The sequence below is a fragment of the Cryobacterium ruanii genome (assembly GCF_004404055.1).
GTDB lineage: Bacteria > Actinomycetota > Actinomycetes > Actinomycetales > Microbacteriaceae > Cryobacterium > Cryobacterium ruanii.
Window position 1 is genome coordinate 354,165 of sequence record NZ_SOHK01000017.1, and the last position, 26,643, is coordinate 380,807.

Here is a 26,643-nt window from a genome sequence, read left to right on the forward strand (position 1 = left end):
GGCAGACTGGAACCATGGCACGAGCACGCATCGACGACGCAGCCGGCCGGGTTGCGGTGCGGGCGGCCCTGGCCGCGCTCGCCGGCGGCACTCCCGCGAGCCGCGACATCCGTGCGCAAGCGGTGCGCTACACCCTGCAGCTGCTCGCCGAACAGGCCGAGGGCAACACCCTTGAGGTGCGCGTGCCCCCGTTCGGCGCCGTGCAGTGCGTCGCCGGGCCGCGTCACACCCGCGGTACGCCGCCGAACGTCATCGAAACGGATGCCGCCACCTGGCTCGCGCTCGCCACCGGCGCCCTGCCCTGGGCGGATGGCCTCGCGAGCGGCGCCATCCACGCCTCCGGGGCCCGCGCGGACCTGAACGGCCACGTTCCGGTGCTGCCCCAGCCCTAGCGTCGACCGAACTGCGGAGATATCGGGCAATTCCAGCGGAATGTGCCTGCGAGAACCCTTTTTTCATCTCCGTAGCGATGAATCCCTTCCGAGTAGGCAAGCGTGTCGGAGCAACCCCATGCGGTAACCGGGAAGTCACAGACCGGTCCTGTGGCGCTCCTAGCTTGAGCGGGACCGCAAATGAAACACAGGCCTGCTCAGTGCGCATTCTCTCTCGTTCCTTCCGTCCGTCTTTGACCGCGCTGGGCCTCGTGCTGCTAATCGGCGGAGCGGGTGCCATCGCCCCGGCGCTATCGGCCACGGCAGCCACCGAGGTTTCGATGCCGCCGCTGATCGTTACCGAGATAGCCCCGGACAACGTCGGGTAGCGCACTTCGCCGCCGAAACCAGTTCTACCGACGCCTACGCGGTGGTGCGGGTCACCGGACAGGCGGGCATGGCCAACAGCGGCGGGCGCGGCAGCCGCATTGTCGACGGCGCTGACGCCTCGATCAGCTGGGCGGTCTACCCGGCCGGCTCCATCTCCGCCGACAAGAGCGCGCACTTCGGCGCTCCCGCAGCGAGCACAGCGCTGTTGCAGGAGTTGGTGCAGTCGCTCGGTCTTCCGACCCCCGGCGACCCCGCCCCGGAAGCGACGGCAAACCAGATCGTGCCGACAAACCCCGAACTGGAGTTCGCCCCGCAGTTCGTGTTCGAGGTCACCGCCGTGAACACCTTCTTTCAGAACGGTGTGCTGGTCGGCACCGACGTGCTGCGCATCTTCGACGACGGCATCCCCGAAGGCTGGGAGACCATCGCGACCCCGGTGCCGCTGACCTATGTGACTCAGGGCGAGGACCTCGTCGTCAGCGTCTGGGCCGGCTCCAAGGTCGCTCCGAAGATCAACCCGAACGAGAACAACGATGACTTTCAAATTCGCAACCCCCGCCTGGTACTGCCCGACGGGCGCAGCCTGAAGCCCGACGGCTACACCGACCCCGACCTGGCGCTGAATATGGGCGACAGCGCCGGCAAGCTCGACTTCTACGACGCGACCTTCACCATCCCGGAGGACGCCTATATGGCCGTCGCCCATTCCTGGGACACCACCGCGGTCGCCGACGGCCAGCACAGCGTGCTCGCGAGCAACGGCGTCGACGCGAAGACCCGCACCGTCACGGTCGACAACACGGCTCCCGTCGTCACAACATCCGTTGTTGCCGGCCAGCTCTACCAGGACGAATTCATGATCGAGGGTGGTGCGACGGATGCCGGCGCCGGCTTCGACACGCTCGTCGCGACCCTCGACGGCCGGGTCGTCGAGTTGCCCTATGCAACCTCGTCGATCGAGCTGGCCGACGGTGAGCACACCCTGCTGCTGGCCGCCCGGGACAACGTCGGCAACGTCGAAAAGGTCAGTACCGTTTTCTCCACCCCGGTCGAGGAACCCGGCAACGAACTGATCACGCCGCTCGACGGAGCCACCGTCGAGGAAGGACCGGTCGACCTGACGGCGCGGGCGACCGACCCGACCGGTGACCAACTGCACGTCACCCTGCGGCAGGGATTCACGGCATCCGCAGCGGCCAGCAGCGTGCGGAGCTACTCGGGCACCACCGCGAACGCGAAAGGCGCCGACCGCGCCGCCAAAACACTACTTACCGGAGACCAGGTCACCGCGATGGCTCGGCTAGACGGCACGATTGAGCCGGTCACCTCCGACTCGCAGTTTCCTTACCAACTGTTCGAGGTTGACCTTCCGACGCAGGCCGGTGTCGATTTCACCGCGCGGGTGCGCTGGGACGGCACCGCGAACGCCGACGCCAAGGTGCTGCTCTACGTGCAGAATCTCACCACCGGCGCCTGGGAAGAATTCGACCGCCACGTGACCATCGGCGAGGGTGCAACCGCGTTCACCCTCGACGCCATGGTGCCGGCGCTGGATCACGTGCAGAACCAGGTCATGACCGTGCTCATCCAACACTCCGAGGGCTTCGCCGGCGCCGATCTCTCCGACCGGTCGAGCGTGCTGCCCGTCAACAACGTGAACGACACCGCGCGGGCGGACTACGATTTCACGCTCGCCGTGGAATCCGACACGCAGTACTACAACGACACGTTCTACCAGCGCCAACTCGACATCCACGACTACCTGCTCGACCAGCGCGCCGCCATCAACCTGCAGTACCTGATCCACACCGGTGACATCGTCGACAACTTCGAAGACGAACACCAGTGGACCAACGCCAACGCGGCCTACGCAATGCTCGACGACGCCCAACTGCCCTACGGTGTGCTCGCCGGAAACCACGATGTCGGCCAGAAAGACGCCGACTATGCCGCGTACAAGGCCAACTTCGGGGCCGAACGCTTTGAGGTCAACCCCTGGTACGGCGACAGCTTCGAAGACAACCGTGGCCACTACGACCTGACCACGGCCGGCGGCATCGATTTCATCATGCTCTACCTCGGCTGGGCGCCGAGCGAAGAGGGCATTGCCTGGCTCAACGAGGTGCTCGCCCAATATCCCGAACGCACGGCCATCCTCAACCTGCACGAGTACATGCTCACCACCGATGGTCTGGGGGCGGTTCCACAGCAGATCTACGACGAGGTTGTCGCGCCCAACGCCAATGTGGCCATGGTCTTCTCCGGCCACTACCACGACGCGTTCACGCGCATCGACCAGTTCGACGACAACGGTGACGGCACCCCCGACCGCTCGGTCTACCAGCTGCTGTTCGACTACCAGGGGCTGCCCGAGGGCGGTCAGTCCTTTCTGCGACTGCTGCACTTCGACAATGCCGTCGAGCAGATCAGCGTGCGCACCTACTCGCCCTATCTCGACGTGTACAACTCCGACGATCCCACCCTCGACCTGGTGCACCAGGAATTCACGGTGCCCTACGCGGCCTTCGGCATGACAAAGGTGCAGAAATCCCTCGGAACGGATGCCTTCACCGTCGACATCCTGACGACCACGGCGATCGCGGCAGTTGCCCCGGTCACCATTCGGGTGGTACGCGCCCGAACCTAACGCGAGCTAGTCCAGTATCGCGTCGACCTCGGCTCGGGTGGGCATCGAGGTGGTGGCCCCGGCCCGGGTCACCGCGATTGACGACGCCACCGTGGCGTAGCGTACGGCCTCGATCATCTGATCGGGGGTGACGGTGGTGCCGCGCAGATAATCGACCGCGAGACGGGCCACGAGAGCACCGACGAAGGTATCGCCCGCCGCTGTCGTATCAACGGCCGTCACCGGGCGGGCCGGGGCGAGCCCGAGGGCTTCGCCGTCGAAGGCCACGACAGACCCCTCCGAACCCAGCGTTACGATCGCCCAGGTGCCCCCGGCGCTGAGCGCCTCCGCCGCGCGCACCGGGTCGCTCTCGCCGGTGAGTTCAACGGCTTCACCCTGGTTCGGCACGACGAGGTCGACCGAAGCGAGAAATCCTTTCGGCAGCGGCACCACCGGCGCGGGGGTCAGCACGGTGAACACCCCGGCTGCGCGAGCGAGCTCGATTCCCTCGACCAGTACCCGGGTCGGCAGCTCGCACTGCATCACGAGAAAAGTCGAATCGGCCACCACCGCGCGCTGTTCAACGCTCAGGGTACTGACGGTGGCGTTTGCCCCCGAAACCACGACGATCGAATTCTCGCCGCTGTCCAGGACGGAGATGTGGGCGGTGCCGGTGGGAACATCTGCTGTGGCGAGTTCGGTAGAACGGATGCCTTCGCTTGCCAGCAGCGCGCGCAGCTCGCTTCCGTACGCATCCGCTCCTACCGCTCCCAGAAACGTGACGGGCGCGCCAAGTCGGGCCGCGGCGACAGCCTGGTTCAGGCCCTTGCCGCCCGGGATGGTGCTGAAACCGACCCCGAAGATCGTCTCACCGGGCAGGGGCAGACGCGCCTGACGCACGACGAGATCCATGTTGGCGCTTCCGAGTACCGCAATCGTGTTCATAGAGCCAGTCTCGCATCCGCGCGTGGGACACTAGATGCGTGAGTGCTTCTGAGCAGCCCCAGGCTGAGCAACCCCAAGACCCGTCGACCGACAACGACACCACCAGTGAGACCCTCCTGGCGGAGACGACCGTGACCGTGCATCGGGCGCCGCGGTACCGCAACTTCATGCTGCTTGGCGCCATTGTCGGCGTGCTGGTCGCCCTCATTCTCACGATCAGTTTTCCGGAGAGCGACGAGTACGGCCGGGTGCAGATTTTCGGCTTCCTGCTGCTCGGCGGTCTCGCCGTCGGCACGACCCTCGGCGCGGTCGTGGCCCTCATCATTGACCGCATTGTCGGTCGATCGCACGTGTCGGTCGTCGCCGGTAGACTGGGGGCGAACGAACTCAGTACGAACGAACGCAGTACCAACGAGTATCGTGCCAACGAACTGCGTAGCGCTGAGCCTGGATCCGGCACCCCCAACGATGATTTTCAAGCGTTCAACGAGAAGTAAAGAGGCTGCGGCTTGCCCGGTGGCGACGGACTGTTAAATCACGATCTTCTACCCAACGAGAAGGGCCCACAAGACGCTTGTGGGGTCTTCGGCGTCTGGGCTCCCGGCGAAGAGGTAGCCAAACTCAGCTATTTCGGCCTCTACGCCCTGCAGCATCGCGGCCAGGAATCGGCCGGGATCGCTACGAGCGACGGCAGCAAGATCCTCATCTACAAAGATATGGGGCTTGTCTCCCAAGTCTTTAATGAGGCCTCGCTCAGCACCCTGCTCGGGCATATTGCCGTCGGGCACACCCGGTATTCCACAACGGGATCGTCGAGCTGGCAGAACGCCCAGCCGACCCTCGGCCGCACGTCGAGCGGAACGGTGGCCCTCGGCCACAACGGCAACCTCACCAACACCGCCGAGTTGCTGCGACTCGTGCACGAACGCTACCCGCAGGTTGACGGTGAACTCGCGCGCGGCAACACCACCGACACCGCCGTGATTACCGCCCTGCTCACCGGCGACCTCGACCACACCCTCGAAGCCACCGCGCTCGAGGTGCTGCCGCGCCTCCGCGGCGCATATTGCCTCGTCTTCATGGACGAAACCACCCTGTACGCGGCCCGCGATCCCCAGGGTGTGCGGCCGCTCGTGCTCGGCCGACTCGAACGCGGCTGGGTCGTCGCCTCCGAGACCGCCGCTCTTGACATCGTCGGTGCCAGCTTCGTGCGCGAGGTCGAACCTGGCGAACTCATCACCATCGACGAGAACGGGCTGCGAACACAGCGCTTCGCGAAGGCCGAGCCCAAGGGCTGTGTCTTCGAATACGTCTACCTCGCCCGCCCCGACACCACCATCGCGGGTCGCGGCGTGCACGAGGCCCGGGTTGAGATGGGCCGCCGGCTCGCCGCCGAGCACCCGGTCGAGGCCGACCTCGTCATCCCCACCCCTGAATCCGGCACCCCAGCCGCCATCGGCTACGCGCAGGCATCGGGCATCCCGTTCGGTCAGGGCCTGGTCAAGAACTCGTACGTCGGGCGTACCTTCATCGCGCCGTCGCAGACCATCCGGCAGCGCGGCATCCGCTTGAAGCTGAACCCGCTCAAGAACGTCATCAAGGGCAAACGGCTCATCGTCGTCGACGACTCGATCGTGCGCGGCAACACGCAGCGGGCCCTCGTGAGCATGCTGCGTGAGGCCGGTGCCGCCGAGGTGCACGTGCGCATCTCGAGCCCGCCGATCACCTGGCCGTGTTTCTACGGTATCGACTTCGCCAGCCGCGCCGAACTCGTCGCGACCGGCCTCGAGATCGACGAGGTGCGCCAGTCGATCGGTGCCGACAGCCTCGGCTACCTCTCCGAAGACGGCATGATCGAAGCCACCGAGCAGCCGCGCGAGCGCCTGTGCACCGCCTGTTTCACCGGTGTCTACCCGATCGCGCTGCCGGAATCGCAGCACCTCGGCAAGAACCTGCTCGAGCGACCGGCGGTATCGAACGGCTGCGACCCCGGCCCGGATTCCGACCTTGAAGCCGTGTTGGCGCCCGCCGCACGCAAGGAAGAAGCCCTCGCCCGCCTGGGCCAGGTGCCGTTCGGCGACCCGGGAAGACCAGAATGAGCAACTCCAGCCCTTCGACCAACGCGAGCTATGCAGCGGCCGGAGTCGACACTCGGGCTGGCGACCTCGCGGTTGAGCTCATGAAGTCGGCCGTCTCGAAGACGCACGGCCCCGAGGTCTGGGGCGGTGTCGGCGGCTTCGCCGGTTTGTTCGACGTGTCGTTCCTCACCAGGTTTCGCCAGCCCCTGCTGGCCACGTCGACGGATGGCGTTGGCACCAAAGTCGCCATCGCGCAGGCCATCGACAAGCACGACACGATCGGGCAGGACCTCGTTGGCATGGTTGTCGACGACATCATCGTCGTCGGCGCCCGCCCGTTATTCATGACCGACTACATCGCCTGCGGCAAGGTCGTGCCCGAACGCATCGCCTCGATCGTGGCCGGCATCGCCCGCGCCTGCTCCGAGACCGGAACCGCCCTCGTCGGCGGCGAAACGGCCGAACATCCCGGCCTGCTCGGTGCCGACGACTATGACGTGGCCGGCGCGGCCACCGGTGTGGTCGAAGCCGACCAGGTGCTCGGCGCCGACAAGGTGGTCTCCGGCGACGTCGTCATCGCAATGGCCTCGAGCGGCCTGCACTCCAACGGCTATTCGCTCGTGCGCCACATCCTGGCGCAGCGCGGCATCGGCTACACCGACACGTCGGCCGAACTGGGCGGCATGGTCGGCGAGGTACTGCTCGAACCGACCCGCCTCTATACCGGCCCGCTGCTCGACGTGCTCGGCGACCCCGAGCTGTCCGGCGCCATCCACTCCCTCAGTCATGTCACCGGCGGCGGCATCGCGGCGAACCTCGCCCGCGTGCTGCCCGTCGGTTCGTGGGTCGAGGTCGACCGGTCCACCTGGTCACCCGCCCCCGTGTTCCGGGTGCTCGGCGACATGGCCGGCTCCACGCTGGAAAGCGCGGAGGGAACCTGGAACCTCGGTGTGGGCATGTTCGCGGTCGTGGATGCGGCATCCGCCTCGTCGGTCATCGCCCGCCTCGCGACGAGCGGAATTCCCGCTTGGGTCACCGGGCGCGTTTCACGCGCCGCGCACGACCTGACCGGGTTCGAGCAGGGCGCTAAGGGCGTCAACGGCGGCGCTGTGCGCCTCGTGGGGGCCTACGCGAACTAGCGGCAGCACGAACCCGTCAGTACGAGCTGGCGGCGCTGTATGCGAACACCGCATCCACTCGCTACGGCAAGCGGATGCGGCGAGGCCAGCAGTTAGGCGCGCTTCTGTTCGTCTTCGGTCGCGTAGTGGTCGACGTAGCGATCGTCGTCGTCGGGATCATCGTCATCGTCATCGGAGTCTGTGGCCCCAGCGGCGGCCTGCTTGGCCTTGTCCGCTTCGTATTCCGGCCACTTGGCGAGGTCCTCGTCGAGGCGCGGGTCGGACGGATGCCCGGTGAGCTCGCGTTCGAGCGCGTTGTAGTTTGTATCCGGGCTGAAATACTTCAACTCCCGAGCTACCTTGGTGTGCTTTGCTTTTTGACGGCCGCGCCCCATGCGTGACCCCCTTACGATGCCAGGCCGAGCGAGTCGCGAGACCCTCGGGATTTGCCGAACGGAATGAGTAAAAACTAGAGTTTAGTTTAGCATGGTGGGCCTTGGGCCCCGCGGACGTCGTTCGCAAGGCTAATCCGTGGGAATGGGGTGGCATGACGGGCAGTGTCAGCGTGCCCGTCGTCATCATCGGGGCCGGACAGGCCGGTCTATCGGTCGGTCACTATTTGCGCCGGTTTGAACTTGTGGCTGGGCGTGACTTCATCATTCTCGACCGCGGTCCCGGCACCGGCGGTGCGTGGCAGCATCGCTGGCAGGCATTGCACCTCGGGTCGGCACACCGGGTCAACGATCTGCCCGGCATGAGTGAACTCGGTCTGAGCTTCGATACGGCCGACCATGCCCTGCCGGCCCGCGACGTCGTCGGTGACTATTACCGCGATTATGAGCGCCACTACGAGTTGAACGTGGTGCGCCCGGTGACCGTGACGAGCGTGGCTCCGAGTCAGGCCAACCTCGTCGTCGCCACGAGATCGACCGTATACGGAGACCAGAAGACCAACGCGCGCCTGATCGTCAACGCGACCGGCACGTGGGGTGCGCCCTTCGTGCCGCACTACCCCGGCGCGGATACCTTCGCGGGAACGCAAGTGCACACGGCGAGCTACGTCTCCAGCGAAGCGTTCGCCGGTCAGCGGGTGATTGTGGTCGGCGGAGGCACATCGGCGATCGGTTTCATGCTCGAGCTGGACGGGGTCGCGAGCGACCTGACCTGGGTGTCACGTCGACCGATTGATTTCAGTCACACCGACGAGCTCGCGGAGGTGACGGCCGTGGCGGCGGTGATGTCACAGGACCGTGCAGCACGAGCCGGCAAGGCCCTCCCCAGCATTGTCAGCGGAACCGGGGTGCCCGTCACGCGCCGCATCGCGGCCGGCATCGACCGGGGACTGCTCGTCGCGCGCCCCATGTTTTCGAGCATCGAGCCGACCGGTGTGCGCTGGAGCGACGGAACCTTCACCGCGGCGGACGCGATTGTGTGGGCATCCGGTTTCCGGCCGGAACTGCGGCACCTGGCCCCGCTCAAACTGCGGGACAAGGCCGGCGGTGTCGCGGTCGGCTCCGGCGCGTCCTTCACCGACCCGCGCATCTTTTTTGCCGGGTACGGCCCGCAGGCGAGCACGGTCGGCGCCAACCGTGCCGGGCGAATCATTGCCCGGCAGATTGTGGCCCAACTATAGCTCCCGAACGGATGCCTGCCGTTATTTGCGCTTGCGCCGACGGGATGCCGTTGGCCGGGACTGCGCGGGAACGGCCACGGGGCTCGACTTGGTCGGATTCTCGATGGTTCCGCTCGGCGGCGCGAGCGGCCGGCGCGAGACGGGACGCGAGCGTACGGGCTCGCCGCGACGGTCCTGGCCGGGAATCGGGCGCGACCGTCGGCCGTAGATGAGCTCCGAGGAGTCGAGCAGCCACGGCACGAGCGCAATCGTGACGCCGTGCACGAGCATGAGCTTCTGGCGCAGCCGCCGGGCCTTGTGGTTGTGCAGCAGGCCTTCCCACCAGTGACCGACGATATAGATGGGGGTGTAAACGGTGATGACCTCGGAACCGTGATCGTCCCGGCGTCCGCGAATGTAATTGATCAGCGGCCAGCTGATGTCGCGGTAGGGCGATGCGACGATGCGCAGCGGTACCTGAATGTTTTGCTTGACCCAGGCGCGTTTGAGTTCCTTGGTCTCGAGAGTGTCGATTGACACGTGCACGGCTTCGAGGCTCACGTGCCGGGCGGCGATGGCGTAGTCGAGCGCCTTCAGGACGGGCTTCTGCATCTTGCCGACCAGCACGATCGCATGGTCGCCCTGCGAACCGAAAGTCGTGACCGGGTCGACCTCGATCTCCTTCGCGACGTCGCGGTAGTACCGGTTGACCCCCATCATGAGGAAGAACAGAATCGGCATCATCACGAAAACCAGCCAGGCACCGTGGGTGAACTTCGTGACGGTCACGACGATGAGCACCACTCCTGTCAGTGCGGCTCCGAAGCCGTTGATCGACAGGCTGAGAATGATCGATCCTCGGTTCGGCGGGTTCTTCTTCAGCAATTTCAGCCAGTGCCGCACCATGCCGGTCTGGCCCAGGGTGAACGATACGAACACACCGATGATGTAGAGCTGAATCAGCACGGTGAGGTTGGCCTGGTAGACGACCATGATCGCCACCGCAGCCAGGGCGAGTAGAACAACACCGTTTGAGTAGATCAGCCGGTCGCCGCGGGTACTCAGCGACTTCGGCGCGTAGGAGTCCCGGGCGAGAACGGAGCCCAGAAGCGGGAAACCGTTGAAAGCCGTGTTCGCGGCGAGCAGCAGCACGGCAGCGGTGGCCGCCTGCAGTACGAAGAACATGATTGAGAAGTCGCCGAACGTCGCGGCGGCTACCTGCGCGATCAGGCTGCGCTGCGGGGCCGTGGCGCACTCGGCCCAACCGATCAGGTCGCAGGCGCGCTCTGCGTAGTGCACCTGGGAGATGAGCGCGAGTGCGGTCAGTCCGACGAACAGCACGATGGCGATGCCGCCCATGAGGGTGAGGGTGCGTTGGGCGTTCTTGACCTTGGGGTGTTTGAAGGCGGGCACGCCGTTGGCGATGGCTTCTACGCCGGTGAGGGCGGAGCATCCGCTCGCGAAAGAGCGCAGAAGCAGCAAGATGAACGCGGCCTGAGCCAGGTTCTCGCCTTGAACGGTGTATCCGGCGGACTCCGCCACAGGGGCATCGCCGAGGAGAGCCCGAACGAGTCCGACGATGATCATCAACAGCACACTGCCGATGAACAGGTAGGTCGGGACGGCGAAGGCCTTGCTCGACTCCCGAACGCCGCGCAGATTGGCTGCCGCGAGCAAGATGATGAACACGACAGCGAGCTCGACCCGCAGCGGAGCCAGCGCCGGGATCGCCGAGATGATGTTGTCGACACCGCTGGCGACCGACACGACCACGGTCATCACGTAGTCCACCAGCAAAGCGGATGCGACGACCAGACCGGCCTTCTCACCCAGGTTCTTGTGCGCGACCTCGTAGTCACCGCCGCCCGAGGGGTAGGCCTTAATCAGCTGGCGGTAGGACGCGACCACGACGACGAGTAGCACGACGACAACCGCGGCCACCCCCGGCGCGAAGCTCAGAAACGCGAGCCCGCCGAGGGTGAGAATCATGAGGAGCTCTTGCGGTGCATACGCGACGCTGGAGAGTGGGTCGCTCGCGAAGATGGGTAGAGCGAGGTGCTTGGGCAGCAGCTGGCCGTCCAAATGCTCGGTGGGGAGCGGATCGCCGATGATCCACCGCTTGGGTGAACGACTTTCCGGTACTGGGGCGTTCGCCTCGGGTGTCACGAGGGACGACATTACACCCTCGGTGGCCCCTGTCAAATTGGGCTGTTGTTTGAAGCGGATGGCTGTGGGCCGCGACGGCATCTCATCCGCTCTTCGCTCTAACACTGAGGGTTTTCGAGTACCCCCGCGAGAAGCGTGCGGAGACACGCGAAAACCTTCAAAACTCGCGACTCCGCGAACAACCCGCCGCCGCGGCGACGTGCAGGTCGGCTCGCGTGAACGGACTGGCGTAACGTGTCTGCGGAATGCCACCTGCAGCCGGTCAAGCCCGTCGAGGCCGCCATCGACTGGCGCTGGCGGTCTCGAGTAGGCGGTGCCTACGGGTGCAGGGTGGCGAGGATGTTCGCGCGCACTTCGGCGAGCTGCCGGCGGAGCGACGAAACGGTGTCGGGCGGCATGATCGAACGGTAGGCCTGGGTGCGCAGGTCCGTGCGAAGCTGCTGCCGAAATTCGTTGAGCACCATGTCGGCTTCGCGCAGGGACCGCGTGGAGTCGTGGCGCGGGGTCGAAGGGTCACCGCTCGAGGTGGCGTCGGTCGCGGCGGCCTCGGGGGATGCGTCGGTATTTGCAGGCGCCATGGGCGGCTGCTCGGGCGGCGTCGGGCGCCCCCGGGTTGACGCGCCCGTCGGATCCCAGGAGTCGGGGGTGCCGTCGTAGCCGCGCGGTTCGGGCGAGGCGGCATCGCGGGCCTGGCGGGCGGCTGAGGCGAGGTCGGCCCGCAGGGTCTTCATCGCGGAATTGACACCGGAACGCACCTGGTCGGCGAGCCTGCGCACCGAATCGGTCACTTCGTCTTCGATCGCGCCGAGTTCGCCGTCGCGGGCGAGCAGTTCGGCGCGGCCAGCCTCGGTGATCTGGTAGACGGTTTTGCGGCCCTCCGCCTGCTTGGTGACGAGGCCCTCTTCTTCGAGCTTGGCCAGTCGCGGGTAGATCGTGCCGGCGCTCGGGCTGTAGGTGCCGCCGAACCGGTCGCTGAGGGCCTGGATCAACTCGTAGCCGTGCCGGGGCCGCTCGGTGAGCAGGCTCAACAGGTACAGGCGCAGGCTGCCATGGGCGAACATGGCGCTCATGCTGAGTCCTCGCGGGTATCTGCAGAAGCGGGCGCAGCGGCATCCGCTTGACTCGTAGGTTCGCTGCGTACGACCGAGATGTCACCAGACACCGAGTTGGAACGCACGTCGAGCCAGCTGCCGTCGAGGGCGCCCGTGGAGCCGTCATAACCCTTGCCGAACGCGGTGCGCACGGTCTGGTCGTCGAGCTGGAGCGTGCCGGAGAGGGTGTTCAGGTGGTATCGCGCCGCGACCCCGGGTTCGAGCCGCACGGTGAGGTTGCCGCTGACCGAATTCGTGACGATCTGGTCCGGGTTGCCGACCAGGTCGAGGAACACGTTGCTCGAGACCCCGTCGAGCGTGAATCGACGGATGCTGCCGCTCGCCGTGATATCGCCCGACACGGTGTGCACGGAGAGCGTTCCTACGTGGTTGCGCACCGAGATTTCACCATTCACCGCGTTGAGTTCGAGGTCGCCCTCTACGTCGTCGATGATGAGATCGCCGGAGACTGTGCTGAGTTTGGCGTCATTGCGGAGGCCCGAGACCAGGGCATCGGCCGAGACGACGCCGAAGCGCAGCGCGACATCGCGGGGGACAGACACGCTCACCTCGGCGCGCGCGGTGCCGCGGAACGAGGCGAACACCTCGATGAAGTTGTCCCAACGCAACTGCGGGTGGTCGATCTCGAGGCGGTCGCCGTCCATCGAGATCTTCAGGTCTTTGCCGGTCACGCCGCGCACTTCAATGCGAACGCCGGGCTCGTCGTGGCCGATGATGTCGACCGTGCCGCCGATTAGGCCGACTTTGAGCTTGCGCACCAGTTCGACATCGATAATCTTGGTCTGCCCGGGGGCGACCAGCCATTTTTCCAGTGACACTGAGTTGTCCTTTCAGAAAATTGACTCGCGCTATATCGCGTGTTCTGAAAGACACGATATATCGCGTCTTTGCAAGGTGCAAGAGACTCAGTACAAAAAGATGTCGAGCCACTGGCGGTTGTGGGCGTGTACGAGCACGGCGAACACCACGACATCGAAGAGCAGGTGCACGCAAACCACATAGGTCAGCGACCGCGTGCGGGCGAAGGTGTAGCCCTGCAGCAGCGCGAACGGCACCGTCAGCAAGGGCCCCCAACTCCGGTAGCCGAGCTCCCACAAAAACGACGAGAAGATCACGGCTTGCAGAATATTGGCCTGCCAGTCGCAAAAATGCCGCCGGAGCAGCGCGAAAGCGATGCAGATGAAGAACAATTCGTCCCAGATGCCGACGAAACCGACGCCCACGAACAGCCGGGCGATCTCATCGGGCGCGGTCACCGCCGGCCAGTTCTGGTATGCGCCGCTTCCGATAAAATAGCTCGGCAGAATCAGGTACCCGAGCAGTACCACGAGCGGCAGGTAAGCGCGTTCGAGCCTGGTCCAGCGCTGCCCGGTGCGAATGGGAAACCGAATCGTGTGGTCCTTGAAGTAGTAGCGCGACAGCAGGTACGGCACGAGTACTGAGAGGCTTAGTACCGTGCCCATGAGTGCGATGTTCGGGTAGCTGATGTTCGCCTCGACCGAGATCGTGCTGATGATCACGAGGCCCACTGCAATGAGCAACAGATCGCGAAACAGCGCCCGGTCGATCACAAATGCGAGCACGAGCGCGGCGGCGAGCACGACGTAGCCGGCCAGCGGCATCCGCAGCGCAAAGAGCAGCACAGCGGATGCGCTCACCAGCGCCGCCGGAATGAGCCCCCACCGTGATGTACCCATGCTGCACCCTACCGAGGTCACTCCCCAGTTTCGGGAGAGCGGGAAAAGTGTTGCGTGAGCACCCCGGAAGCAGCGATTTTCCCGCTTTCGTTGGAGGGCCTAGATTCTAGGGATGACTCGTCTACCCCCTGAGAGCGACCCCGTCGTTATTTTGCAGCAGCTCGTGCGCATCGATTCGGTCAACCCCGACCTCGTGCCCGGGGCTGCGGGTGAGGTTCGGATTGCTTCGTGGTGCGGTGATTGGCTGCGAGATCATGGGTTCGATGTCACCGTGCTCGAGCAGACTCCCGGGCGGCCGTCGGTGGTCGGCGTGAAGCGAGGCGCCGGGGCGGGCCGCTCCCTCATGCTCAATGCCCACCTCGACACGGTTGGTGTCGCCACTTATGTGGGCGATCCCTTCAGTGGCGAACTCCGGGACGGGCGGGTGTACGGGCGCGGGGCCCTCGACACCAAGAGCGGGGTCGCGGCCATTCTGGTGGCGGCGGCGCGGGCATCCGCTGGTGGGTTAGCCGGCGATGTCATCGTGACCCTCGTGGCCGATGAAGAATTCGGCAGCATTGGCACCGAAGAGGTGCTGCGCGGTTTTCACGCCGACGCCGCCCTCGTGGTCGAGCCGAGCAGCCTCGAACTCACCACCGCCCACCGCGGCTTCGCCTGGTTCGAGCTCGAGCTGACCGGTCTGGCTGCGCACGGCTCGCAGCCCGAGCTCGGCGTCGACGCCATCTGGCACGCTGGCCTCGCCCTGCGCGCCCTCGACGGGCTGCGGCAGCAGCTGAACGCCGCCCCGGCGCATGCCTCGCTCGGCCACGGCGCTGTGCGGGTGTCACAGATTAGCGGCGGCGACGATGCGGCCACTGTCGCCGCGCGGTGCGTGCTCACCCTCGAACGACGGATGCTGCCAGGCCAGTCACCCGACAGCGTCGAGGCCGAACTGCGCGCGCTGTTCACCGAGCTGGCGCGCACCGTGCCGCAATTTCAGTTCACGCTGTCCCGGCTGGTGGCGCGCGCGGCTTTTGAGGCCGAGCCGGACTGGCCGATCGTGCGTGCGCTGTCCGGCCATGCCGAACGAGTGCTCGGCCGCCCGGCGGCCACCCGCGGCGAACCGTTCTGGACCGACGCCGGTCTGATTCTCGAAGCCGGCATCCCCTGCGTCGTGTTCGGCGCCGACGGTGAGGGCCTGCACGCCGATACCGAGTGGGCAGACGCCCAGTCGGTGCGGGCCCTTGCCGACATCCTCGAGGGCACCATCACCGAGTTCTGCGGACCTACAGCCGGCTGATCCGTTCCCAGCCCCGCCCAGGGTGTCACGCTCCGGCGTGACCTTGAGGGGGCGGAGTGTGTGTGCGACGCGATGTTGTTCCGCCGACCGCAACCCTGAGCCCACGCTTGAGCGGCTCCTCAGACGGTCGTGGCGAGGGCGGGATCGGCCGCCTGGACCCGGCGTTTGATCGCGAAGAACGGGATGGTGCGTTGGCAGAGCGGCCCGATCAGCACGGCGAACAGCACTGTGCCGATTCCCACGTTGCCGCCGAGGGCCCAGCCGATGCCGAGCACGGTGACTTCGATGCCCGTACGCACGATCCAGATCTTCCAGCCGGTGCGCTTATGCAGGCCGGTCATCAGGCCGTCGCGGGGGCCGGGCCCGAAGTGCGACCCGATGTAGAGGCCGGTGGCGACCGCAATCAGCAGCAGCCCTGCGGCGAAGAGCAGAATGCGCACCCACAGGTCGAGATCAGCGGGAATGAGCCACAGGCCAACATCGGCTGACGGGCCCACGAGCAACGCGTTCAGCAGCGTGCCAGCACCGGGCTTCTGCCGGATGGGGATCCACAGCAGCAGCACGACCCCGCTCAGCAGAATCGTGATCAGCCCGAAGCCCAGGTGCGTGTGGTTGTCGATGCCCTGGGTCAGCACGTCCCAGGGGGCTACGCCAATGCCGCCGCGAACAATCAGGGCAATGCCGATGCCGTAGAGGAAGAGGCCAATAAGCAGTTGCGTGATTCGACGGGTCATAGTTGCCCATCCAATTGCATAACTGGCCTGTTATCAAGTAGCCAATCTGACTAGGGTGGCCTCATGAGCGACAATCATGTCAGTGCGCGAGCACTGGACACACTGTTGGGACAGTGGCGCGGGGGAGCGAGCGCTTATCTTGCCTTGAGTGATCGCATCCGCTTGCTGACCCTCGACGGACGGATCCCCACCGACAGCCGCCTGCCGGCCGAACGCGATTTGAGCCTGCGCCTCGGCGTGAGCCGCACCACCGTCACAGCGGCCTATCGCCAGCTGCGCGACGCGGGCTACCTGCGCAGCGTGCGCGGGTCGGGCAGCGTCGTTCGGTTGCCGGGGGCGACGGTTGCGGCCTCCACGGGCGCGGCCGACGGCATCCTGGATTTCAGCAAGGCTACGATGCCGGCACTGCCCGGGCTGGCGGATGCAGCGGCGCACGCCGTCGCCGAGCTGCCGCGGCACCTCGGCGACGCCGGTTTCGACCCGGTGGGTATTCCCGAACTGCGGGCGGCCATCGCTGACCGCTACACCGTTCGCGGGCTGCCGACCGCGCCCGAGCAGATCATGGTGACGCTCGGCGCCCAGCACGCCATCGCCCTGCTGGCCCGCGTGCTCGTCGGGCGGGGGGACCGCGTCGTGATCGAGACACCCACCTACCCGCACGCAGCCGAGGCGCTGCGCGCGGCCGGTGGCCGTCTCGTAGCCGTGAACGTGTCGGCGGGCGGGCCGGACGAGGACCCGGCTGTCCGCGGCTGGGACGAGACCACCCTGCTGCAGACGCTGCAGCGCAGCAGCCCCGTGGTCGGCTACCTCATGCCCGATTTTCACAATCCCACCGGTCAGAGCATGCCGGCCGAGCAGCGTGCGCGGGTGGCCGCCGCCGCCGCGGACTCGTGCACGACACTCGTCATCGACGAGACCATCGCCGAGCTCGCTATCGACCGGGAAGGCGAGTTCCCGCCGTTCGCGGCCTGCGCCGACGCCCGGTCCGCTCCGCGTGTCGTCAGTGTAGGTTCGGTGGGCAAGACCGTGTGGGGCGGCATCCGCATCGGCTGGATCCGGACCGAGCCGGCGCTCATTCACAAACTCGTGGCCGCCCGCTGTGCCAACGACCTTGGCACGCCCATTCTCGAACAGCTCATCGTGACGCGGCTGCTCGCCGAGATGCCCAGCGTCCTGAACGGGCGCCGGGAGCTATTGCGCGTTGGACGCGACCATTTGGAGCGCCGACTCGCCGACACTTTCCCGGATTGGCAGGTGCCGCATGTCGACGGTGGAATCACCACCTGGGTCAACCTCGGCGCTCCGGTGAGCTCGCAACTCGCGCTCGCCGCGCGCAGCCACGGCCTGCTCGTGCCGGCTGGTCCACGCTTCGGCATCGACGGCGCCTTCGAGCGGTTCCTGCGACTGCCGTTTTCGCACTCCGTCGACGACACCAACCGAGCCGTCGACGCTCTGGACGCCGCCTGGGGGTCGCTGCTGCGGCATCCGTTTGTCGATACCGGCTACCTGGCCGAAGTGGTCTGACCCACCCGGCCCCTGGCCGGGCGGTCTGCGTGCACTGGCATACTGAGCTGGTGCATTTTCTCGCGGTAGTGAGCATGAAGAATCGGGCGCTGATCGCCCTCATCACCATTGTGGCGGCCGTGTTCGGCAGCCTGGCCCTGACCGGGCTCAAGCAGGAGCTCATACCGTCCCTGCAGCTGCCACAGCTGCTCGTGTCGACGAGCTATCCGGGGGCTTCGCCGCAGGTTGTCAACGACGACGTGTCGACCCCGATCGAGACCGCCATCCAGGGCCTGGTCGGCCTGGAAGCCACATCGACGACGAGTAGTACCAATTCCTCGCTGGTGAGTGCCACCTTCACCTACGGCACCGACCTGGTCAAGGCCGAATCCCGCATCGACCAGGCCCTCAACCGCATCCAGAGTGTGTTGCCGGCCGATGTCGATCCGCAGGTGATCAGCGGCAGCATCGATGATTTTCCAGTGATCTCGCTCGCGGTCGCGTCGAGTGACACCGTGGCGCTCGCCGACCAGCTCAAACGCAGCGTGCTCGGCGACATCCGCGATGTGGCCGGCGTGCGCGACGCCGCCCTGGTCGGCGATATCGGTCGCCGCGTCACGATCACGCCGAACTCCGACGAACTCGCCGCGCGCGGACTGACCACGCAGAGCCTGCGCGATGCCCTGCAACAGAACGGGTCGTCGATTCCGGCCGGCACCATCACCGAGGGCGACACGACCCTGTCGGTGCAGGCCGGAGCCAAGCTCGGCTCGATCGACGACATCGTCGCACTGCCGCTCCTGGCGGGTTCGACTGGCCTCACTGCCAGAGCGGATGCCGCCCCCACGACACTCGGCGACGTCGCCAGGGTCGCGCTCGCCGAAAACCCGGTCACGAGCATCTCCCGGGTGAACGGTGAACCCGCCCTCACGATCGCCGTTACCAAGGTCCCCGCCGCGAACACGGTCGATGTGTCCACGGGGGTGCGCGCGATCCTGCCGCAGCTCGAGGCGGCCGTCGCGCCGGCAACCTTCACTGTCGTGTTCGACCAGGCTCCGTTCATCCAGCAATCGATCGACGCGCTCACCCAGGAGGGCCTGCTCGGTCTCGGCTTCGCGATTATCGTGATTTTGCTGTTCCTGCTGTCGGTGCGAGCCACGATCGTCACGGCGATCTCGATTCCCACGTCGGTGCTCATCACCTTCATCGGTCTGCAGAGCGTGGGCTATTCGCTCAATATCCTCACCCTTGGGGCGCTCACGATCGCCATCGGCCGGGTCGTCGACGACTCGATCGTGGTGATCGAGAACATCAAAAGGCACCTCGTGGCCGGTGCCGACCGCGCTGCCACGATCGTCTTCGCCGTGCGGGAAGTGGCCGGGGCGATCACCGCTTCGACCGTCACGACGGTCACCGTGTTCCTGCCGATCTCCTTCGTCGGCGGGTCGACCGGCGAGCTGTTTCGCCCCTTCGCGCTCACCGTGACGATCGCCCTTCTGGCCTCGCTGCTCGTGTCGCTCACGATCGTGCCGGTGCTCGCGTTCTGGTTTCTGCGGGCGCCGAAAGCTGTGGCGGCCTTCGATTCCACTGTCCTCAGCGAGACGGCTGCCGAGGCGTCAGTCGTTCGCGGTTCCGGTGCCGCCGTAGTCGCGGGCGTCTCGGCGACCGTCGGGCACTCGCGGCACGCGGCTGACGCATCCGCTTCGCCGGGCCTGCCAACCGGGGTATCGGCGGCAGCCGAAGCCGGCGAGAACCCGGGGCGGCTGCAACAGGGCTACCTGCCGGTCATTCGATTCACGCTCAAGCACGCCGTAGCGACGCTGCTGCTGGCGGTTCTGGTGCTCGGCGGAACGGCAGCCCTCGTGCCGTTCATGAAGGTCAACTTTCTCGGGTCGACCGGGCAGGACACTTTTCGGGTGACGCAAACGTTGCCGGTGGGCAGCAGCCTGACCGCGCAGGATTCGGCATCCGCTTCGGCGGAGACCGCGCTGCAGAACCTCGACGGCGTCGAAATCGTGCAGCTGTCGATCGGCGGTGGCAGCGCTGCAAGCGCATTTCGCGGCGGTGCACCCACCTCGAGCGCGGTCACCTACTCGATCACCACCGCGGAGGGCGCCGACGCCGACGCGGTACAGAATGCGGCGCGCACGACCCTCGCCGGCCTCACCGACGTCGGCGAGATCTCGGTGGCTGCGGCGAGCGGTTTCGGGGCATCCTCCGACATCGCCGTCGACATCACGGCGGCAACGGATGCCGACCTGCAGTCCGCGACGACGTCCATTCTCGGCGCGGTGCAGAAACTCGGTGCAATCACCGAGAGTGCAAGCACCCTCACCGCCTCGCTGCCGTACCTGGCAGTGACGGTCGACCGGGCGGCGGCAGCGGCGGCCGGTCTGAGCGAATTCGCCCTCGGAACCATCGTGTCGCAGGCCATGCAGCCGAGCGCGATCGGGTCGATCGTGGTCGACGAGACCAGCCTAACCGTGTACCTGTCCGCGCAATCGCCGCCGACGACCGCGGGTGACCTCGCGGCCCTGCAGATCCCGACCCGGGCGGGGCCGGTCGCGCTCGAGACCCTCGCGACCGTTGACGAGGTCGAAGGCCCGAGTACGCTCACCACAGCGAAGGGGCTGCGCACGGCAACCGTGTCCGCGACGCCCGCAAACGACGACCTGGGTACGGCGAACGCGCAGCTGAACCAGATGCTCCTGGACACCAAGCTGCCGATCGGGGCGACCGCGACCCTCGGCGGGGTCAGCGCCGACCAGGCCGAGGCCTTTCAACAGCTCGGCGTCGCGATGCTCGTGGCCATTCTCATCGTGTACATCGTGATGGTGGCGACTTTCCGTTCGCTGCTGCAGCCGCTGCTGCTGCTCGTGTCGGTGCCATTCGCGGCGACCGGCGCGATCGCGCTGCAGGTCGTGACCGGCATCCCGCTCGGGGTTTCGTCGCTGATCGGCGTGCTCATGCTGATCGGCATCGTGGTGACCAACGCGATCGTACTGGTCGACCTGGTCAACCAGTACCGGCGTCGCGGACTCTCGGTGCCCGACGCTCTCGTCGCGGGGGCAAGCCGCCGGCTCCGACCCATTCTGATGACGGCGCTCGCCACGATCTTCGCCCTGCTGCCGATGGCGATCGGTCTAACCGGCCACGGCGGATTCATCTCGCAGCCGCTCGCCCTCGTGGTCATCGGCGGGCTCGTTTCGTCGACGGTGCTGACGCTCATCGTGCTGCCGGTGCTTTACCTGCTGGTCGAGGGCGCCCGAGAGCGGCGTGCTGCCCATCGGGCCGCCTTGTAGTCAGCGGCCGAGAACGACCCCGCGGTTGAGGAAGAAGGGTTGCGGGTCGATGCGAACGCCGTCGACTCGAACCTCGACGTGCGTGTGGCAGCCGGTCGACAAACCGGTGCTGCCGACGCTCCCGATCTGTTGGCCGGCGGCGACCCGATCACCGACGGCGACCAGGGTGTCGCCGAGGTGGGCGTAGCCCGTCTGGACTCCCTTGCCGTGGTCGATGAGGATCCAGTTGCCGTAACTACCGACGGAGCTGGCGGCCCGCACGATTCCGGAGGTGGCGGCAAAGACGGGGGTTCCACAGCCGGCCCCGATATCAGTGCCGTAGTGGAACGCGCCGGCCCCGGGGAGCGGACGAACCGGGCGCGAGCCGTAGGCATCCGTTATCGCACCGCGTGCGGGGTTGGCCCAGCCCTGATCGTTCAGCTGGCCGGCGTCGGTGCGAATGATCGGGCGCACGTCGAGCGCGGCGAGGGTGGCGGCAGCCGTCGCGGCCTCAGCTGCTGAGGCGACGAGTGCTACCCCCGCCGCTTCGAAGTCGCTCGCGGCCGCGTCGAGCATTGCTTGGCTGGCAGCTACCGTCACCGTGCTCGCAGCGGTGCGTGTCTCGGCATCCTGCTGATTCAGCTTGACCGCTCGTGCTCTATCGGCCTCGGCACGAGCCTGGATCGTCTCGATGTTGTCGGTGACGCGGTCCAACTGGTCCAGCGTGCTGAGCTGGTTGAGCACATTGCCGAGGGAATGCCCGCCGAGAAAGACGTCGGCGACGACGGCGCCGCTCTGCTGCTGGGCGAGCTTGCGGGCGAGTATGGCGAAACTGACGTTTGACTCCGCGGCTTGCCGGGAGGCTTCCACGGCCAGCCGGTGAACGAGGGAGGCGCGACCCAGCGCGATCATCTGGCTCGCCCGCGTTGATTCCAGATCGTCGCGCGCGGTGTCGAGCACGGCCTGCGCGGTTTGCGAGCGGGTCAGGGCGCTTGCCAGCGCCGCGCTTCGTTGCCCGGCGACTTCCTGGGCAGCGACGCGCGCCGCAACGACTCGTTCGGCGGTGGCCCGCTGCGCCGCGAGCGCCTCGGCGGCAGCCACGCGGGCCGTGTTGACCGCTTGCGCGGATGCCGCGGCTGCGGCCATCGCGACGCTATCGATGGGTGCGAACGGGCTTGGGCCGATGGTCGGGTCGAGCTCGGGGGCTGGATCTGGCTCGGTCACCGGCGGGATAGGACCGTCGCTCGGTTCCGGGGAGGGATCCTCGGTCGGGGTCGGGGTCGGGGTCGGGGTCGGGGTGGCCGTGGGTTCTGGTGTGGGTTCTGGTGTGGGTTCTGGTGTGGGTTCTGGTGTTGGTTCAGGTGTTGGTTCAGGTGTGATCTCCGCCGTCGGTTCCGGGGTGGGCTGCGCCGTCGGTTCGGGGGTCGGGCTGGCCGTCGGTTCCGGCGCTGGGTCACTGGGTGGTACGGACTCCGGCGGGGTGCCGACAGTCGGTGTCGGCGTGGCCGGTGGCCCGGCTGGCACCTCGTCGGCACTCGCCGCGATCGGGGCGCCGAAGGCCAGGAGTGCCGTGATGACAACCACCGACAGCCAGCCGTCGCGGGCGCGCGCCGCGCGGTACCCGGCGGCCCGATGCCGCGGTTGTGCTCGCCCAAGCCGCACGGTGCGGCGGCTGTTCGAGGGTGGCAACATTGCAGGACCTGATCCATTCGGGTAATGGGGGTACGCGGCTCGGGTGGGTCAACGTGGCGCAAGTATGGCACGGCGCCGCACGGGTCACAACGGGGCACGTCGACCCTGCAAGGTCGCTACAAGGTCACCCGGATGCTACGCCAAATCCGAGCCAGCGGCGGCTCGCACCGCACCCGACGTCACGAGGTGCACGACCCCCTCGATTTCGGGGGAGAGAAAGCGATCGTGACCGGGACCGGCGACCACCGTGCGCACGAGATCAAGCACCGCTCCGGTCGCCGCGGCTGGAGTGAGCGGTGCCCGCAGATCGAGCGATCGTGCGGCGGTCATGATCTCGATCGCGAGCACCCTGCCGAGCCCGTCGAGCGAGCGGCGCAGCTTGCGGGCGGCGTGCCAGCCCATCGACACGTGGTCTTCCTGCATCGCTGAGGAGGGGATTGAATCAACGGATGCCGGCGCGGCCAGCCGCTTCAGCTCCGACACGATGCCGGCGGCGGTGTACTGCGCGATCATGAGTCCGGAGTCCACGCCGACCTCGTGGGCGAGAAACGGCGGCAAACCCTTGCTGCGGTTTGCATCGAGGTGCCGGTCGGTGCGTCGCTCACTCATACTCGCGACATCCGCTGACGCGATGGCGAGAAAGTCGAGTACATAGCCGAGCGGGGCGCCGTGGAAATTGCCGTTCGACATCACGCGTCCGTCGATGGTGACGACCGGGTTGTCGATGGCGCTGGCCAGCTCACGGTCGGCGATGAGGGCGGCGTGGGCGGCGGTGTCCCGCGCGGCACCGTGCACCTGCGGCGAGCACCGCAGGGAGTAGGCGTCCTGCACCGAAGTATCTTCCGGTCCGGCGTGGCTCGCGAGCAGGCCAGAGCCTTGCAGCAGCCGGCGCAGGTTCGCGGCGCTGTCGGCCTGGCCGAGCTGGGGCCGTAATTCCTGCAGATCGGCCGCAAAGACAGCATCCGTTCCGAGCAGGGCCTCGATGCTCATCGCCGCGGCGATGTCGGCGGTGGTGAGCAAGCGGGCCAGATCGTCGAGGGCGAGCACGAGCATGCCGAGCATACCGTCGGTGCCGTTGATCAGGGCGAGGCCCTCCTTTTCGGCGAGCACGACCGGCGTGATGCCGGCAGCGGCCAGGGCCCCTCCACCATCGACCAGCGCGTCGGTCGCGTCGCGCGCCTGGCCTTCGCCCATCAGGACAAGGGCGCAGTGGGCGAGCGGGGCGAGATCGCCGGAACAGCCGAGCGAGCCGTATTCGTGCACAACAGGAGTGATCTCCGCGTTCAGCACGGCCGCGTAGGTCTCGGCGGTCGCGGGCCGCACGCCGGTGCGGCCGGTCATCAGGGTGCTCAGGCGCAGCAGCATCAGGGCGCGCACGACTTCGCGTTCCACCTCGGGGCCGCTGCCAGCGGCGTGCGAGCGCACGAGGCTCGCCTGCAGCTGGGCGCGCCGGTCGGGGCTGATGAACGTGGTCGCGAGGGCGCCGAATCCGGTCGAGATGCCGTAGTGCGGTTCGGTGTCGGCGGCGAGGGCATCGATGATCGTGCGCGTCGCGGCGACCTGCGTGAGGCTTGCCGGGTCGAGGATGACGCGCGCGTTGTGCCTGGCGACGGCGATCACGTCGGTGAAGGTGAGCGCGGCGGTGCCGACGATGACACCGGTGACAGCGGATGCCCCGCTCGGGTCGCGCGCGGATGTGCTGAAAGAAGTCGCAATGGTCATTCTTTGATTGCACACCCTCGCCGCACCCGGAAAGAGGACGCTAGGCTGGAAAGTGTCCGGGATACCGGACATGGCCTGACGGGAACGGGATGGCATCGAAGGTTCCGGCCGCGCAGGCTACCCTGCGCGTTTTGACCTACCTGGCTGCCCAGCGCGGACCGATTCCGGCGGCCGCCCTGGCGAGCGCCCTCGGGCTGCCGCGCTCGACCATCTACCAACTGCTCGACGTGCTCGTGGCCGAGGGGTTCGTCGTGCACCTGCCCGAGGAACACCGCTACGGGCTCGGCATCGCCGCCTTCGAGCTGAGCTCCGGGTTCAGCCGCCAGGAACCGCTTTCCAGACTCGGACGCCCTCTGATTGCTCAGCTTGTCGACCGGTTGGGGGAGAGCGCACACCTCGTCGTGCTGCACGGACGCGACGTCATCTACCTCGTGGAGGAGCGCGCCGTGCATCGACCCTCCCTCGTCTCCGACGTCGGGGTACGTCTGCCCGCCCACCTCACCGCGAGCGGACGCGCCCTGCTCGCGGCCCTGCCCGCTGCCCAATTGCGCGCGCTCTATCCGACCCAGGCGGCCCTCGAACAACGCGAGGGCCGGGGTCCGCGCACGAGGCTCGAGCTGCGGGCCGTGCTCGATCGCGTCAGAACGGATTCCTACGCGACCGAAAACGGTGAGATCACGCCCGGCATCGCCTCAGTCGCGATCGCCGTGCGCGACCATACCGGCTGGCCGGCCGCCGCGATCGCCGTGACGTTTGCGCACGACCGGTTCGCCGACGATCGTTGGCCGGCGGTCGCCGCCGCCGTGGCGGCGACCGCCGCCGAGTTGTCCCGCCGGATCGACGGTCGGCTGCGCTGAGTCGCGGCCGGGCCCCGCCGCCTGCGGCACTCCGTAACGAAGCGGGCACTCGTTCGTAGGGGTACCCGCTTCTTCACCGAGTGCCGCGAGCGGTTACAGGCTCTTGGCGAAGCAGACGCTGAATTCCTCGCCGACGTACTGGCCGAACAGCTCGACCTGCTCGTAGCCGCGACCACGATACAGCGCCATGGCCGCGTGTTGCAGCGGGCCGGTTTCCAACGCGAGAGAGCGGATGCCGCGGCCGGCGGCATCCGCTTCGATGCGGTCGAGCAGACGGCCAGCCACACCGCGCCCCCGAGCGTCGGCGTGCACGAACAGTCGCTTCAATTCCGCTGTGCTTACCGGGGGTGTGGCGTCGGAGTCGAGGGGCACCAGAGCGGCCATGCCGCAGGCGGTGCCGCCTTCGTCGCGGGCCACATATACGAAGACGCCCGAGCCTTCTAATTCATCGGTACTGAGCAGAAAGCTGTTCTCCTCCGGGTAGAGAGAGTGCGCAAAGACCGTGCCGGCGGCCAGCAGCGCCTCGACGTCGGCCTGTCGGGGCGGCTCAATACTGATCGAAATGGTCATGTCACCAGGATAGAGCGAGGCAACCTGCATCTTTTCGCGTGACTTTTCAGCATGCATCGGGTAACGTATATAAGTCGGCTCTTGACACCGCGCTGTGCGCGGATGGGTTTGTAAGTCAAGTTGGGCCGGTTTCCCAGTAATCCGCTGGTGAAAAATCACTGTATGTGAACGGCCCCGACCACAGATTGCTCGGGTTCTCAGTTACGTCGCATGTGCGATGTTGTTCTGCCATGTACTGAACACAACCCAGAGATATGTTTATGCCTCAAGGCAATTCGCACAACTCCACCGCCGGTCGTAACGGTAAGAATTTCGATCCCAAGTACGCCTCCAAAGGCGGATCGGGCCACGGCGGGTCCAACAACGCCGGCAGCAAGAGTCCCGGACACCGTGGCTACCGCGCTGACGAGGGCGCGCCCAAGAAGCAGCGCTGGAACGCCGACGAGCGCGCAGCGCGCTCAAACGAGCGCCCTTCGAGCGAGCGCCCGGCCTATGGCTCGCGTTCCGTAAGCCCCGAGAATGGTGGCCGCACCAACAGTGAGCGCAACGAGCGCCCCGCCTACAACAACGACCGTCCCCGCACAGACCGTCCTGCCTACAACAATGACCGTCCGTCCTACGGCGACCGCACCAGCGCTCCGCGTACCGAGCGTCCGTCCTATGGTGACCGTGCTCCGCGTACTGATCGTCCGGCTTACAACAGTGACCGTCCGGCCCGTACGGAGCGTCCGTCCTACGGTGACCGCACCAGCGCTCCGCGTACCGAGCGTCCGTCCTATGGTGACCGTGCTCCGCGTAGCGATCGTCCGGCTTACAACAGTGACCGTCCGGCCCGTACGGAGCGTCCGTCCTACGGTGACCGCACCAGCGCTCCCCGCACCGAGCGTCCG

Annotated in this window: 21 protein-coding genes and 1 pseudogene; 12 read left to right on the top strand and 10 right to left on the bottom strand. The window is 66.8% G+C overall.

Annotation, left to right across the window (positions count from 1 at the left end; all coding sequences use genetic code 11):
• Nucleotides 1-14: 14 nt before the first annotated feature.
• The 3 genes from E3T47_RS13230 (at nt 15) to E3T47_RS13235 (ending at nt 3,408) form a co-directional block, all read left to right on the top strand.
• Nucleotides 15-392, top strand: coding sequence for a sterol carrier family protein (locus E3T47_RS13230; RefSeq protein ID WP_134556494.1), 378 nt, complete (start codon nt 15-17; stop codon nt 390-392).
• A gap of 200 nt (nt 393-592) precedes the next feature.
• The gene (locus E3T47_RS15980; protein ID WP_166805720.1) at nt 593-760 is read left to right on the top strand and encodes a hypothetical protein; all 168 of its coding nucleotides are present in this window, start codon (nt 593-595) and stop codon (nt 758-760) included.
• 68 nt (nt 761-828) lie between these two features.
• Nucleotides 829-3,408, top strand: coding sequence for a metallophosphoesterase (locus E3T47_RS13235; RefSeq protein ID WP_134556495.1), 2,580 nt, complete (start codon nt 829-831; stop codon nt 3,406-3,408).
• Between the two features lie 6 nt (nt 3,409-3,414).
• Here the strand turns inward: E3T47_RS13235 and E3T47_RS13240 are convergent, their stop codons facing one another.
• Nucleotides 3,415-4,332, bottom strand: a complete 918-nt coding sequence (locus tag E3T47_RS13240; protein ID WP_134556496.1) for a ribokinase — start codon at nt 4,330-4,332, stop codon at nt 3,415-3,417.
• Between the two features lie 38 nt (nt 4,333-4,370).
• Between E3T47_RS13240 and E3T47_RS13245 the strand changes: the two genes are divergently transcribed.
• The 3 genes from E3T47_RS13245 to purM are packed head-to-tail and all read left to right on the top strand — an operon-like array spanning nt 4,371 to nt 7,549.
• Entirely contained in the window at nt 4,371-4,829 is a 459-nt protein-coding gene (locus E3T47_RS13245; RefSeq protein WP_134556497.1) for an MFS transporter, read from the top strand.
• A 12-nt stretch (nt 4,830-4,841) separates the two neighbouring features.
• The gene (gene purF / locus E3T47_RS13250; protein WP_134556498.1) at nt 4,842-6,431 is read left to right on the top strand and encodes an amidophosphoribosyltransferase; all 1,590 of its coding nucleotides are present in this window, start codon (nt 4,842-4,844) and stop codon (nt 6,429-6,431) included.
• Nucleotides 6,428-7,549, top strand: a complete 1,122-nt coding sequence (purM, locus tag E3T47_RS13255; RefSeq protein WP_134556499.1) for a phosphoribosylformylglycinamidine cyclo-ligase — start codon at nt 6,428-6,430, stop codon at nt 7,547-7,549. Before purF ends, purM begins: the two co-directional genes overlap by 4 nt.
• A 92-nt stretch (nt 7,550-7,641) precedes the next feature.
• Here the strand turns inward: purM and E3T47_RS13260 are convergent, their stop codons facing one another.
• Nucleotides 7,642-7,923, bottom strand: coding sequence for a DUF3073 domain-containing protein (locus E3T47_RS13260; RefSeq protein ID WP_134556500.1), 282 nt, complete (start codon nt 7,921-7,923; stop codon nt 7,642-7,644).
• 152 nt (nt 7,924-8,075) lie between these two features.
• On the opposite strand from E3T47_RS13260, the gene E3T47_RS13265 reads away from it, so the two are divergent.
• Nucleotides 8,076-9,161 (top strand): NAD(P)-binding domain-containing protein, encoded by a 1,086-nt coding sequence (locus E3T47_RS13265; protein ID WP_134556501.1) that lies wholly within the window; start codon nt 8,076-8,078, stop codon nt 9,159-9,161.
• A 21-nt stretch (nt 9,162-9,182) separates the two neighbouring features.
• Here the strand turns inward: E3T47_RS13265 and E3T47_RS13270 are convergent, their stop codons facing one another.
• The 4 genes from E3T47_RS13270 to E3T47_RS13285 all read right to left on the bottom strand — a co-directional run bounded on the left by E3T47_RS13270 (nt 9,183) and on the right by E3T47_RS13285 (nt 14,115).
• Nucleotides 9,183-11,318, bottom strand: a complete 2,136-nt coding sequence (locus E3T47_RS13270; RefSeq protein ID WP_241982265.1) for an APC family permease — start codon at nt 11,316-11,318, stop codon at nt 9,183-9,185.
• A 305-nt stretch (nt 11,319-11,623) separates the two neighbouring features.
• The gene (locus tag E3T47_RS16840) at nt 11,624-12,376 is read right to left on the bottom strand and encodes a PadR family transcriptional regulator (RefSeq protein ID WP_134556502.1); all 753 of its coding nucleotides are present in this window, start codon (nt 12,374-12,376) and stop codon (nt 11,624-11,626) included.
• On the bottom strand, nt 12,373-13,236 hold the full coding sequence (locus tag E3T47_RS13280; RefSeq protein ID WP_134556503.1) for a DUF4097 family beta strand repeat-containing protein: 864 nt from the start codon (nt 13,234-13,236) through the stop codon (nt 12,373-12,375). The genes E3T47_RS16840 and E3T47_RS13280 overlap by 4 nt, the downstream gene beginning before the upstream one ends.
• A gap of 87 nt (nt 13,237-13,323) precedes the next feature.
• Nucleotides 13,324-14,115, bottom strand: coding sequence for a CPBP family intramembrane glutamic endopeptidase (locus E3T47_RS13285; protein ID WP_134556504.1), 792 nt, complete (start codon nt 14,113-14,115; stop codon nt 13,324-13,326).
• Between the two features lie 112 nt (nt 14,116-14,227).
• On the opposite strand from E3T47_RS13285, the gene E3T47_RS13290 reads away from it, so the two are divergent.
• A complete protein-coding gene (locus E3T47_RS13290) occupies nt 14,228-15,394 on the top strand; it encodes a M20/M25/M40 family metallo-hydrolase (protein WP_134556505.1) in 1,167 nt (388 codons plus the stop codon).
• 119 nt (nt 15,395-15,513) lie between these two features.
• Here the strand turns inward: E3T47_RS13290 and yczE are convergent, their stop codons facing one another.
• Nucleotides 15,514-16,128, bottom strand: a complete 615-nt coding sequence (gene yczE, locus E3T47_RS13295; RefSeq protein WP_134556506.1) for a membrane protein YczE — start codon at nt 16,126-16,128, stop codon at nt 15,514-15,516.
• 63 nt (nt 16,129-16,191) lie between these two features.
• On the opposite strand from yczE, the gene yczR reads away from it, so the two are divergent.
• The gene (gene yczR / locus E3T47_RS13300; protein WP_134556507.1) at nt 16,192-17,652 is read left to right on the top strand and encodes a MocR-like transcription factor YczR; all 1,461 of its coding nucleotides are present in this window, start codon (nt 16,192-16,194) and stop codon (nt 17,650-17,652) included.
• Between the two features lie 50 nt (nt 17,653-17,702).
• On the top strand, nt 17,703-20,933 hold the full coding sequence (locus E3T47_RS13305) for an efflux RND transporter permease subunit (RefSeq protein WP_134556508.1): 3,231 nt from the start codon (nt 17,703-17,705) through the stop codon (nt 20,931-20,933).
• Here the strand turns inward: E3T47_RS13305 and E3T47_RS13310 are convergent, their stop codons facing one another.
• A complete protein-coding gene (locus E3T47_RS13310) occupies nt 20,934-22,604 on the bottom strand; it encodes a peptidoglycan DD-metalloendopeptidase family protein (RefSeq protein ID WP_134556509.1) in 1,671 nt (556 codons plus the stop codon).
• A 135-nt stretch (nt 22,605-22,739) separates the two neighbouring features.
• Nucleotides 22,740-24,326 carry a histidine ammonia-lyase gene (hutH, locus tag E3T47_RS13315; protein WP_134556510.1) on the bottom strand — a complete coding sequence of 529 codons (1,587 nt, stop codon included), beginning with the start codon at nt 24,324-24,326 and terminating at the stop codon, nt 22,740-22,742.
• Nucleotides 24,327-24,415: 89 nt separating this feature from the next.
• Here hutH and E3T47_RS13320 point away from each other — a divergent pair, with 89 nt between their 5' ends.
• Nucleotides 24,416-25,183 (top strand): IclR family transcriptional regulator, encoded by a 768-nt coding sequence (locus E3T47_RS13320; protein ID WP_134556511.1) that lies wholly within the window; start codon nt 24,416-24,418, stop codon nt 25,181-25,183.
• 93 nt (nt 25,184-25,276) lie between these two features.
• On the opposite strand, the gene E3T47_RS13325 is transcribed toward E3T47_RS13320, so the two are convergent.
• Nucleotides 25,277-25,753 (bottom strand): GNAT family N-acetyltransferase, encoded by a 477-nt coding sequence (locus E3T47_RS13325; RefSeq protein WP_134556512.1) that lies wholly within the window; start codon nt 25,751-25,753, stop codon nt 25,277-25,279.
• Between the two features lie 260 nt (nt 25,754-26,013).
• Between E3T47_RS13325 and E3T47_RS13330 the strand changes: the two are divergent.
• Nucleotides 26,014-26,643 (top strand): annotated as a pseudogene (locus E3T47_RS13330) (DEAD/DEAH box helicase); the annotation flags it as partial.